Origin of the sequence: Prescottella subtropica, assembly GCF_005434945.1 — a bacterium.
In the GTDB taxonomy this organism is placed as follows: Bacteria; Actinomycetota; Actinomycetes; order Mycobacteriales; family Mycobacteriaceae; genus Prescottella; species Prescottella subtropica.
Genome location: NZ_SKCH01000010.1, coordinates 73810 through 86109 on the forward strand (window position 1 = coordinate 73810; position 12300 = coordinate 86109).

The following is a 12300-nucleotide window of genomic DNA, read 5'->3' on the forward strand; positions in this document are numbered from 1 at the left end:
CAACCAGATCTTCCGATATCCCAGATTCGAGGCCCCAGCCCATGACCTCAGTTCTCGAGCCTCCCGCCCCGAAAGTGGGGCGTCTCGTCGACCAGTTCGAGCTCGGCCTCGACGCGCCGATCTGCCTCACGTGGGAACTCACCTACGCGTGCAACCTGTCGTGCGTGCACTGCCTGTCGTCGTCGGGCCGCCGCGACCCGCGCGAACTGTCCACCGAACAGTGCAAGTCGATCATCGACGAACTGCAGAAGATGCAGGTCTTCTACGTCAACATCGGCGGCGGTGAGCCCACCGTCCGCTCGGACTTCTGGGAGCTCGTCGACTACGCGACTGCGCACCAGGTGGGCGTGAAGTTCTCCACCAACGGCGTCAAGATCGACAAGAAGGTCGCCGAGCGTCTCGCCGCGTCCGACTACGTCGACGTGCAGATCTCCCTCGACGGGGCGACCGCCGAGGTCAACGACGCGGTCCGCGGCCCCGGCTCGTTCGCGATGGCCGTCCGGGCGCTCGAGAACCTGTCCGAGGCCGGGTACACGGACGCGAAGATCTCGGTCGTCGTCACCCGCGAGAACGTGAGCCAGCTCGACGAGTTCAAGGCGCTCGCCGACAAGTACGGTGCGACGCTGCGGATCACGCGGCTGCGCCCGTCCGGTCGCGGCGCCGACGTGTGGGACGAGCTGCATCCCACGCAGGCGCAGCAGCGGGAACTGTACGACTGGCTCGTCGCCAACGGCGAGGGCGTCCTCACCGGCGACTCGTTCTTCCACCTGTCCGCGTACGGTGACGCGCTGCCCGGCCTGAACCTGTGCGGCGCCGGCCGTGTCGTGTGCCTCATCGACCCGATCGGTGACGTGTACGCGTGCCCGTTCGCGATCCACGACCAGTTCCTCGCCGGAAACACCGTCGCCGACGGCGGTTTCCAGCAGGTGTGGCAGAACTCCGAGCTGTTCCGCGACCTGCGCTCCCCGCAGACCGGTGGCGCGTGCGCCAAGTGTGACCACTACGACTCGTGCCGTGGTGGCTGCATGGCCGCGAAGTTCTTCACCGGCCTGCCCATGGACGGCCCGGACCCCGAATGTGTGCAGGGCTACGGCACGTCGGCACTCGAAGCCGACCGCACCGTCCCCCAGTCCAGCCAGGACCACTCCCGCACCGGCAAGCGCGCCGAACGACGCGTCCCGCAGGCACCGGTCCCGCTGACCCTGCTCACCCGCCCGCCGGCGAAGATCTGCGACGAGAACCCGCTCGCCGGCATGTAAGCCCCACCCCACACTGCTCGATCGAAGAAGAGAGTTCCATCCATGGCCAAGAACACGTGGTTCGAGACGGTTGCCGAGGCGCAGCGTCGCGCGCAGAAGCGGCTGCCCAAGTCGGTGTACGCCGCGCTGGTCGCCGGTTCCGAGAAGGGGTTGACCGTCGACGACAACATCGCGGCCTTCTCCGAGCTCGGTTTCGCGCCGCACGTCGCGGGACTGTCCGGGGAGCGTGACCTGTCCACCACCGTGATGGGGCAGCCGATCTCGATGCCGGTGATGATCTCGCCGACGGGTGTGCAGGCCGTCCATCCCGACGGTGAGGTCGCGGTCGCCCGCGCCGCTGCGGCCCGCGGTACCGCGATCGGGTTGTCGTCGTTCGCGAGCAAGTCGATCGAGGAGGTCGCGGCCGCCAACCCGCAGACCTTCTTCCAGATGTACTGGGTCGGCGACCGGGACACGCTGCTGCAGCGCATGGACCGGGCCCGCAAGGCCGGTGTGACGGGCCTGATCATCACGCTCGACTGGTCGTTCTCCAACGGCCGCGACTGGGGCAGCCCCGCCATCCCGGAGAAGATGGACCTCAAGGCGATGTTCCAGTTCGCCCCGGAGGGCATCACCCGCCCGAAGTGGTTGTGGGAGTTCGCGAAGACCGGCAAGGTGCCGGATCTGACGACGCCGAACCTGGCTGCCCCCGGTGAGCAGCCGCCCACGTTCTTCGGTGCGTACGGACAGTGGATGGGCACGCCGCTGCCCACGTGGGAGGACGTCGCGTGGCTGCGTAAGGAGTGGGGCGGCCCGTTCATGCTCAAGGGTGTCATGCGGGTCGACGACGCCAAGCGTGCCGTGGACGCCGGGTGCACCGCGATCTCGGTGTCCAATCACGGTGGCAACAACCTCGACGGCACCCCGGCCCCGATCCGGGCGCTGCCGGCGATCGCCGAGGCTGTCGGCGACGAGATCGAGGTCCTGCTCGACGGCGGTATCCGTCGCGGCAGCGACGTCGTCAAGGCGCTCGCGCTCGGTGCCCGGGCCGTCATGATCGGCCGCGCGTACCTGTGGGGTCTGTCGGCCAACGGTCAGGCCGGTGTCGAGAACGTTCTCGACATCCTGCGCGGCGGTATCGACTCGGCGGTGCTGGGATTGGGCCACAAGTCGATTCACGACCTGAGCACGTCCGACCTGGTGGTCCCCGAGGGCTTCCGCCGCGACCTGGGCGTCTGACACCCGGCACCCGGTGCTGACCGAACCGCTCACCCTCGCCGGCCGTACCGCGCCGGCGAGGGTGTTGTTCGGTCCGCACGAGACGAATCTCGGGGACGATCGCGGACTGTCGCCGCGGCACGTCGCCTACTACGCGCGACGTGCCCGCGGCGGTGCCGGGATCATCGTCACCGAGACGGCGTCCGTGCACGTCGACGACTGGCCGTACGAGCGGGCACCGCTCGCCGTCGACTGCGGAACCGGTTGGCGTGCAGTCGTCGGCGCCTGTCGCCCGTTCGGGACGCTGGTCCTCGCCGGCCTCGGTCACACCGGGCTGCAGGGGTCGAGTGCGTGGTCGCAGTCGGCGCTGTGGGCACCGTCGAGGTTCCCGGACCCGGTCTCCCGCGAGTTGCCGATGGAGATGGGCGCGCGCGAGATCGACGCTGTCGTCGACGGTTTCGCGGACGCCGCGCGGCGGGCGGCCGCGGCCGGGGTGGACGGCGTCGAGATCGACGCCGGGCCGTCGTCGCTGCTGCGCCAGTTCCTGTCCGGTCTGACCAACCGGCGCACCGACGGCTACGGCACCGACCGGCTGCGACTGCTCCGCGAGGTCCTCACGGCGGTGCGCGACGCGGTCGGCGACCGCATCCTGGCGCTGCGTCTGAGCGGCGACGAGCAGGCGCCGTGGGCGGGGATCACTCCCACGCAGGCCGCCGATCATGCACGCGCCCTGGCCGATTCGCTGGACCTGCTGACGGTGGTGCGCGGCGGCCCGTACTCGGTGGCGTCGTACCGGCCCGACGGGCACACCGCACCGGGCTTCAACACCGACCTGTGCCGCGAGGTGCGGGCCGCCGTCGCCGGCCGGGTGCCGGTGGTGCTGCAGGGCAGCGTCGTCGACGCGAGTGCCGCGGAGCAGGCATTGGTGGATGGGACGGCGGATCTCGTCGAAATGACCCGCGCCCAGATCGCCGACCCCGATCTGGTGACCCGGGTGCGGCAGCGGCGGGCACCACGCCCGTGCGTGCTGTGCAACCAGACGTGCCTGGTGCGCGATCCCCGGAATCCGGTGGTGACGTGCATCGGTGATCCGTCGGCCGGGTTCGAGACCGTCGACGCCGAAGCGGTGCCCGGCACCGGGTCGGGTACGGTCACCGTCGCCGGTGGCGGGCCGGCCGGGCTCGAGGCCGCCCGCGTACTCGCGGTGCGCGGCTTCGACGTGACGCTGACGGAGCGCTCGGATCGGCTCGGCGGCATGCTGCGGACCGCGTCGGCCGGTGTGGGACGCGGCCGGCTCGCGCTGCTGACCGACTGGCTCGAAGACGAGTGCCGCCGACTCGGTGTGGACGTCCGGCTCGCGGCGGTGGCGGAGGACGCCGATGTCGTGGCGACCGGCAGTGTGCCGCGGCCGCCGCCGTTCCCGGCCGGTCCGGGGGTCCGGGTTCTCGGCCCGGCCGAGGTACTGGACGAGGTGCTGGACGGCGGCGACATCGGACCGGGCCCGGTGGTCGTGTTCGACCCGGTCGGCGGGCCGGTCGCGGTGTCGGTGGCGTTGCTGCTCGCCGAGCGGGGCCGTGATGTCGCGATCGTGACACCGGACCAGATCGTGGGTGCGCGACTCGGCCCGACCGGTGATCTGGTGGATGCGAACGTGCGGGTCCTGCGGGCCGGTATCGCCCGGCACACCGGCTGCGTTCCGGTCAGTGGGAGGGACGGCGAGGTGACCCTCGAAAACCGGTTCACGGGGGAGCGTTTCCCCGTAGCGTGCACAGTGCTGGTGGACTGTTCTTTGCCGTTACCAAACGAACAGTCGACCGGGAGCATGGGTGGGACGTGGGTGGGCGACTGCGTCGCCCCGCGCACCGCTGCCGAGGCGGTCCGGGAGGGCCGGCTCGCGGCCCTGTCCATGCCGCACACAGACGGTGTCACGGGACAGGAGAACACGGTGGGACAGTTCGACGGCAAGGTCGCCTTCATCACGGGTGCGGCACGCGGCCAGGGCCGCACGCACGCGGTCCGGTTGGCGCGGGAGGGTGCCACGATCATCGCGGTCGACGCGTGCACGAGCGTCGCGGCCGACAACACGTACGATGCCGCCACCGCCGACGATCTCGCGGAGACGGTCCGTCTCGTCGAGGCCGAGGGCGTCAAGATCTACGCCCGCGAGGCCGACGTCCGCGACAGTGCCGCACTGAAGGCCGTCGTCGACGCCGGGGTGGAGCAGTTCGGCCGGCTCGACGTCGTCATCGCGAACGCCGGTGTGTGCAACTGGAACCGCTTCTGGGAGATGTCCGACGAGCAGTGGGAGACGCTGATCGACATCAACCTGACCGGTGCGTTCAAGACGCTCAAGGCGGCGGTGCCGGCGATGATCGCGGCCGGCAACGGTGGGTCGATCATCGTGGTCAGCTCGGTCGCCGGTATCAAGGCGCTGCCGGGTCAGGCGCACTACGCGGCGTCCAAGTTCGGTCTGGTCGGTCTGACGCAGGCCGCGGCGAAGGAACTGGGCGAGTACCGGATTCGTGTCAACTCGATCCACCCGTACGGGGTGAGCACACACATGGGCACGGATCCGGGTGCCGGGGCGATGCTGCAGAAGTTCCCGCACTACGGTCCGAGCTTCGCGCCGATCCTCATGGAGAAGCCGATCGCCGATCCCGACGACATCAGCGACGCCGTCATGTGGCTGGCCGGGGACGGCGCCAAGACGGTCACCGCGAGCCAGGTGGCGCTGGACCAGGGCAACACGAAGGTCTGACACAGTCCGCTGTATGCAGTATCCCCGGTTGTTCTCCCCGCTCCGCCTCGGTGCGCACACGCTGCGCAACCGGATGGTGTTCACCGCGCACCTGACCAACAGTGCACGCGGTGGCCTGCCCACCGAGCAGCACGCCGCCTACTATGCGGCGCGGGCCGCGGGCGGGGTGGGGATGATCGTTACCGAGGAGCACTGCGTCCACCCGTCGGACTGGCCGTACGAGAAGGTGATCCACGGGTACCGTCCGGACGTACTGGACGGCTACCGGGCGATCACCGACGCCGTGCACGGCCACGGTGCGGTGATCGTCGCGCAGCTCAACCACAACGGCGGGCAAGGGTCGGGCATGTATTCGCGGCGGCCGCTGCTCGCGCCCAGCCCGGTCCCGGACCCGCTGTTCCGAGAAGTGCCGAAACAACTGTCGCACACCGAGATCGATGAACTGGTGGCCGCATATACGGCGGTCGCCCGCCGGTGTCGCGACGGGGGATTCGACGGCGTCGAACTGCAGTGTTCGCAGTCGTCGCTGATCCGCGGCTTCCTCGCCGCCGGCACCAATCTGCGCACCGACGAGTACGGTGGCCCGCTCGCGAATCGGGCCCGGTTCCTGCTCGAGGTGATCACCGCGGTCCGGGCCGCGATCGGACCGGACGCGATCGTGGGCGTGCGCCTGACCGGTGACGAACAGGTGCCCGGCGGGATCGTGCCGGGCGAGGCGGTCGCGACCGCCCGGTTGGTGGCCTCGACCGGTGCGGTGGACTACGTCAACACCACGATGGGGATGGCGACCGCGAGCCTGCACCTGGTGGAGCCGTCGATGGCGACGCCGCGCGGGTACGCGCTGCACATCGCGGCCGCGATCCGCGGCGCCGTCGACCTCCCGGTGATCGGGGTGGGCCGGATCAAGGAACCCGCGGAGGCCGAGCAGGCTCTCGCAGACGGCCGATGCGATCTGGTGGGGGTGGTGCGCGGGCAGATCGCCGACCCCGAGTTCGTCGCGAAGGCGCGGCGTGGCGCCGCCGACGAGATCCGCACGTGCCTGTCGTGCAATCAGGAGTGCGTCGGACGCATGGGCCTGGGCCGCTGGCTCGGGTGTGTCGAGAATCCGCGTGCCGGACGGGAATCCGTGCCGCTGCCGATGCCGTCGGCGCGGGCACGGCGGGTCGTCGTGGTGGGGGGCGGTCCGGCAGGGCTGTCGGCGGCGTCGACCGCGGCCGGGCGAGGGCACCGGGTGACGTTGTTCGAGCGGGCCGACCGGGTGGGCGGCCAGAACAGGGTGGCGGCGTCGGCGGCCGGACGCGGCGAGTTGGGGGAGTTGACCCGCAACCTCGAACGTGCCTGTGTGCGCGCGGGTGTGCGGATCGTGACCGGTACGAACGTGGCGGCGGAGACTTTGCTCGCGGAGGCCCCGGACGTCGTCGTGGTGGCGACGGGGGCGCGAACGGTGCGGCCGTGGTGGGCGGGGGAGAGCGCGGCGGTGATGCATGCCCGAGAGGTGCTGGAAGGAAAGGTGTCACCGAGTGGCCGGGTCCTGGTGGTGGACGAACTCGGCTTCCATCAGGGGCCGTCGACGGCGGAGACGTTGGCCGCCCGCGGCGCTGTGGTGACGATCGCGACGCCGGCGATGATCGTCGGACAGGATCTGGGGATCACGCTCGACACCGAGGGCTGGCAGCAACGGGCTCATCGGGCCGGGATCGCGCAGTGGACGGATGTGACGGTGGCGGGTCCGGTGGAGGCTGTCGACGGGGGTGTGCGGGTGACGCTCGCGAACCATCTCACCGGAACCGAACAGGCCGAGGTGTTCGACGCCGTGGTGTGCGCGACGCATCAGGAACCCGAGGACGAGCTGTGGAAAGAACTGTCCGACAACGAGGCTGTTCGGTTCGAGGTCCATCGGATCGGTGACGCGGTGACGCCGCGGCGCTCGCACGCGGCCGTGCTCGAGGGGCATCGCGTGGCGGTGGGGCTGTAGTGGCGGTGGGGCCGCAGCGCCGGAACACACATCCTGACGGAACACGTTTTGTACACACCTCGAGGTTTTGTACAAAACGTGTTCCGTGGTGATCGGTGTCCCGGGACCTACGATCGACCGATGCCTCTCGCCCGCATTCCCTGGCCCGACGTCGCACGTGACGAGTGGACGGTCGCGGTTCCGGTGGGGTCGTTCGAACAGCACGGCCCGCATCTGCCGCTGGACACGGACACCCGGATCGCGTCGGCCGTCGTGCAGGCTCTCGACGGGGTGACGGCGGCGCCGCCGATCGAGTACGGCGCGAGCGGCGAGCACGAAGGCTTCGCGGGCACCGTCTCGATCGGCAGCGCCGCGCTCGAGATGCTGCTGGTCGAGTACGGGCGGTCGGTGTGTCGGTGGGCGCGGCGGGTGGTGTTCGTCAACGGGCACGGCGGCAACGGCCCGGCACTGGCGGCGGCCGTCGATCTGCTGCGCTACGAGGGCCGGGACGTCACCTGGTGGCCGTGCGCGGTGCCCGGCGCGGACGCGCACGCCGGTCGCACCGAGACGTCACTGCTGCTGCACCTGCACCCCGACACGGTCGCGATGCACCGCGCCGAGATCGGGAACACCGAACCGATCGCCGACCTCATGCCGCGCCTGCGGGCCGGGGGGATGCTCGCGGCCACCGCCAACGGGATCCTCGGCGACCCCACCGGCGCCTCCGCCGACGAGGGGCGGCGGCTGTTCGCCGGCCTGGTCGACCGGGCCGGGGCGGCGGTCGCGCGGTGGAACCCGGGACCGGGTGGGAGACTGGTCTGATGTCCGACGCTCGACTGCCCGACGGATTCGGGGTCCGCATCGATCCCGCCGTCCGCACCTACTCCGGCGGCCGGGTCCTCATCGGCGGATCCCCGCTGCGCATGCTCACCCTCGCTCCCGCCGCCGTCGACATGATCGGCGACGGACACCTCGAGGTCGTCGACCCGAACACCGCGGTGGTCGCGCGACGACTCCTGGACTCCGGGATCGGCAACCCGCGTCCGATGAGTTCCCCGGCACCGTCCGATGTCACCGTCGTGGTCCCGATCCGCGACAACGCCGGCGGCCTCACCCGGCTGCTGCCGGTACTGCGCGGACTCACCGTGATCGTCGTCGACGACGGCTCCACCGTCCCGCTCGAGTCACCGGAGCCGCCGGACGACACCACACGTGTCACCGTCGTCCGGCACGACACCGCCCGCGGCCCCGCCGCCGCACGCAACACCGGATTACGTTCGGCGACAACACCGCTCGTGGCCTTTCTGGACTCGGACGTGGTGCCCCGCAAGGGTTGGCTGGAACTGGTGCTCGGACACTTCAGCGATCCGGCGGTCGCCCTCGTCGCCCCCCGCATCGTGGCGCTGCACCCGGACGGCTCGGTGCTGGCCCGCTACGAGCACACCCGTTCGTCACTGGACCTCGGCCGCAAGGAATCCGCGGTCCGCGCGGGCAGCCCCGTGTCGTACGTGCCGAGCGCCGCGATGGTGGTGCGCCGCGAGACCCTCACCGACCTCGGCGGATTCGACGAGGCCATGCACGTCGCCGAGGACGTCGACCTGTGCTGGCGGCTGCAGGAAGCGGGATGGCGACTGCGGTACGAGCCGGTCGCGCACGTCGCGCACGACCACCGGGTCTCGCTGCGGACCTGGTTCGCCCGCAAGATGTTCTACGGCACCGGTGCGGCCCCGCTCGCCGCCCGGCACGACGGACTCGTCCCACCGGTCGCGATGTCGAAGTGGACGCTGGCGTCCGTCCTCGCCGCCGCGAGCGGCACCCGGCTCGGCGGCCTCGTCGCGGTCGTGACCTTCCTGGTCACGACGGCCCGGCTGCGCCGCACGTTCACCCACCTCGACCAGCCCACCCGGATCGCGGCGGTCCTCGCGGCCCGCGGATTCGGGCACGGCGCATGGCAACTCGCGTCCGCGCTGTGCCGGTCGTACTGGCCGATCACCCTCGTCGCGATGCTGTGCTCCCGCCGTGTCCGGCGGCTGACGGTCGCGGTCGCGGTCGTCGAGGGCGTCGTCGACTGGGCGACGCACCGCGACACCGGCGGACTCGACCCGGTGCGGCACACCGTGTTCAAGCGTCTCGACGACCTCGCCTACGGCACCGGCCTGTGGCTCGGCGCTGCCCGGTCCCGCGACCTGCGTGCCCTGGTGCCGCGTATCGGGAACTGACGTGCCGGTCCCGGAGTCGGCCGACGTCGTGATCGTGGGCGGCGGCTCGTGCGGCAGTGTCCTCGCGGCCCGGCTCAGCGAGAACCCCGACCGGACCGTCGTCCTCGTCGAATCCGGTCCCGGACATCGCCTCCCCGCCGACGTCCCTCCCGAACTGCGCGACGCCGGTGTCCTCCCGGTCGGCCCGGACAGCCGCTGGATCTGGCCGTACCCGGTGGAGTTGACGCACGGCCGGCCCGGCTGGATCGCGCGCGGACGGGTCCTCGGCGGCTCCGGCGCGGTCAACGGCGGCTACTTCGTGCGGGCCGCCGTCGACGACTTCGATGCGTGGCCGGCGTCGTGGTCGTACGAGCGGGTGCTCCCGTACTACCGGGCGATCGAGACCGACACCGACTTCACGGGACCGTGGCACGGGAGCACGGGGCCGATCCCGGTCCGCCGGGAACCCGAGCGTGACTGGCACCCGATCTCCACGGCCTTCGTAGACGCCGCCCGTGCCGCCGGGCATCCCGACGACCCCGACAAGAACGCGCCCGGCGCGCACGGCATCGGACCGGTGCCGCTCAACATCCGCGACGGGGTCCGGGTCGGTCCGGCCGCCGCCTATCTGCTGCCGCATCTCGGCCGGACCAATCTGACGGTCCGGTCCGACAGCACCGTCACCCGCATCCTCTTCGACGGAAACCGGGTGACCGGTATCGGGGTGGTGAACGGTGAACGCGCACACACGATCCGGACGTCGGAGGTGATCGTGACCGCGGGTGCCGTCGCGACCCCGCACCTGCTGATGTTGTCCGGGGTCGGGGACGCGGACCATCTGACGGCGCTCAGGATTCCGGTGGTCGCGGATCTGCCGATGGTCGGGGCGCAGTTCACCGACCACCCCGAGGTGGTGCTGCCGTACCGGTACCGCCGCCCGGCCGCCAGGACCCGGCGCACCCCCGCCCTGCAGGTCACCCTGAACACCGACACCGTCGAAATGCGGCCGTACACGGCCTCGTTCGGTGATCTGATTCCCGGATCGGGTATCGGGAAGCCGTGCCTCGGTGTGGTGCTCATGAAGCCGCGCAGCCGCGGCGAGATCCGTCTGGTGTCCGCCGACCCGCGGGACGCCCCCCGCGTCGCCTACCGCTACCTCGAGGCCGCCGAGGACCGACGCGCGTTGCGGGACGCGGTGTCCCACGCGGCGGAGATGCTGCACACAGGCCCGCTGAGTCGACTGATCGACCCGGAACCGGTCGAACTGTCGAACGATTGGTTGCGGACCCGTCTGGGCACGTCGCTGCACCTGTCGGGCAGTTGCCGGATGGGTACGGGCGCCGACGATTCCGTCGTCGACGAGCGCTGTCGCGTCCACGGTGTCGACGGACTGTTCGTCGTGGACACGTCGATTCTGCCGTCGGTTCCGAGCCGTGGCCCGCACGCCACCGCGATCATGGTGGCCGAACGTGCCGGACGTGTCCTGTGAAGGCGCTACAGTGAGCGCGAGTTTGCGGGAATAGTCGGTTTTTGGGGCGGGACGGAGGCGCCGATGACACATCGTGAACCCGGGCCGGGCAATCCGTGGATTGCGGTGCGACCGGGGGACGACGTCGTCGTGCTCGCCGAACGCACCTCGTCGGCGCACCAGCGGTTCGTCGAGTCCCCCGCCACCGAGACCGTGCCCGAACCGGAATCCGGTGCCGACACCGTCCGTGACGTGGTCCTCGACTCGTGGCTGCGTAGTCGTGGCAACGGCGTCAGTCCCGACCGCGTCGACGACGAGGTGGTCCTCGACGGACTCGATCTCGAGCGGTACCGCGCGGCGCACCCGCTCGCCGCGATCCGGCCGGTGGTGCGCAAGCTGCTGGTCGAGGACACCGCCGGGACGGGCCTGCTCGTCGCGATGAGCGATGCGAACGGTCGTTTGTTGTGGGTCGAGGGTGATTCCGCCGCGAAGGACCGGGCGCTGGACATCAACTTCGTCGAGGGCGCCGACTGGAGCGAGGACCGGGTGGGCACCAATGCCCCGGGCACGGCGCTCGCGCTCGACCACAGTGTGCAACTCTTCGCCGCCGAGCACTTCAACCGGGCGATGCACGCCTGGAGTTGTTCGGCCGCACCGGTGCACGATCCGGCCACGGGCCGGGTCATCGGGGCGATCGACATCACCGGGGGCCCGCGCGTCGCGGTCCCCGAGGCCCTGGCCCTGGTGCGGGCCACCGCCGCGGCCGCCGAGGCCGAGCTGCGGTTGATGGCGCTGGCCGGGGAACCCCGTCGCCCCGTCACCGCGGTGCCGCGGCTCGAGGTGCTCGGGGTGCGGCGTCCGGTACTGGTGGTCGACGGTGACCGGCTGGAGATCTCCCGCCGGCACGCCGAGATCCTGCTGCTCCTCGCCGAACATCCGGAGGGACTCGGCGCCGACCACCTGGCGGTCCTGCTCGACGAGTACGACCTCGACACCGTCACCGTCCGCGCCGAGATGTCGCGGCTGCGCAGGGTGTTCGGTGCCCAGCGGCTCGGTTCGCGGCCGTACCGGCTGCTCGCCCCGCTCGACACCGACGTCGCGGAGGTGCGCAGCAGTCTGGATCGGGGCGACACGGCGTCGGCGCTGCGGCTCTACGGCGGGCCGGTGCTCGCGGCATCGGACGCACCCGGTGTCGCCGACATCCGGGAGGGGCTGGCGTCGCGGGTGCGGGTGACGGTGCTCCGGGGCGGCGACACCGAACTGCTCGCGGCGTGGACGGCGTCGGTGCACGGCCGGGACGACATCGCGGCCTGGACCGCCTACCTGTCGACGCTCGATCGGCAGTCGACGCTGCACGCGCAGGTCGAGGCGCACCTGCTGCTGCTGGATCGGCGGTTCGGGTCGGGGCCGTACTGACCCGCACCGGCGAGTTGTAGGTTTTCGGGGAACCCGTTTCGCGTACACGA

The 12300-nt window shown here is 71.1% G+C and carries 8 protein-coding genes and 1 pseudogene; all 9 read left to right on the forward strand.

What is annotated here, in order from left to right:
- The first annotated feature begins 41 nt into the window (after positions 1–41).
- The 9 genes and pseudogenes from mftC to E0497_RS11645 all read left to right on the forward strand — a co-directional run bounded on the left by mftC (position 42) and on the right by E0497_RS11645 (position 12250).
- Positions 42–1259 (forward strand): mycofactocin radical SAM maturase, encoded by a 1218-nt coding sequence (gene mftC, locus E0497_RS11605; RefSeq protein WP_137724951.1) that lies wholly within the window; start codon positions 42–44, stop codon positions 1257–1259.
- 42 nt (positions 1260–1301) lie between these two features.
- Positions 1302–2477, forward strand: a complete 1176-nt coding sequence (mftD, locus tag E0497_RS11610; RefSeq protein ID WP_137724952.1) for a pre-mycofactocin synthase MftD — start codon at positions 1302–1304, stop codon at positions 2475–2477.
- Positions 2478–2490: 13 nt separating this feature from the next.
- Positions 2491–4362, forward strand: a pseudogene (locus tag E0497_RS11615) (mycofactocin system FadH/OYE family oxidoreductase 1); the annotation flags it as partial.
- Between the two features lie 39 nt (positions 4363–4401).
- Positions 4402–5214: a mycofactocin-coupled SDR family oxidoreductase gene (locus E0497_RS11620; protein WP_137724980.1), complete on the forward strand. Its 813-nt coding sequence runs from the start codon at positions 4402–4404 to the stop codon at positions 5212–5214.
- A 13-nt stretch (positions 5215–5227) separates the two neighbouring features.
- Complete coding sequence (locus tag E0497_RS11625; RefSeq protein ID WP_137724953.1) at positions 5228–7189, forward strand: mycofactocin system FadH/OYE family oxidoreductase 2; 1962 nt, start codon at positions 5228–5230, stop codon at positions 7187–7189.
- Positions 7190–7309: 120 nt separating this feature from the next.
- Positions 7310–7990, forward strand: a complete 681-nt coding sequence (gene mftE / locus E0497_RS11630) for a mycofactocin biosynthesis peptidyl-dipeptidase MftE (protein WP_137724954.1) — start codon at positions 7310–7312, stop codon at positions 7988–7990.
- Positions 7990–9387, forward strand: a complete 1398-nt coding sequence (gene mftF, locus E0497_RS11635) for a mycofactocin biosynthesis glycosyltransferase MftF (RefSeq protein ID WP_137724955.1) — start codon at positions 7990–7992, stop codon at positions 9385–9387. The genes mftE and mftF overlap by 1 nt, the downstream gene beginning before the upstream one ends.
- Position 9388: 1 nt before the next feature.
- A complete protein-coding gene (gene mftG / locus E0497_RS11640; protein WP_137724956.1) occupies positions 9389–10855 on the forward strand; it encodes a mycofactocin dehydrogenase MftG in 1467 nt (488 codons plus the stop codon).
- 63 nt (positions 10856–10918) lie between these two features.
- Positions 10919–12250: a GAF domain-containing protein gene (locus E0497_RS11645; protein WP_137724957.1), complete on the forward strand. Its 1332-nt coding sequence runs from the start codon at positions 10919–10921 to the stop codon at positions 12248–12250.
- Positions 12251–12300: the final 50 nt, after the last annotated feature.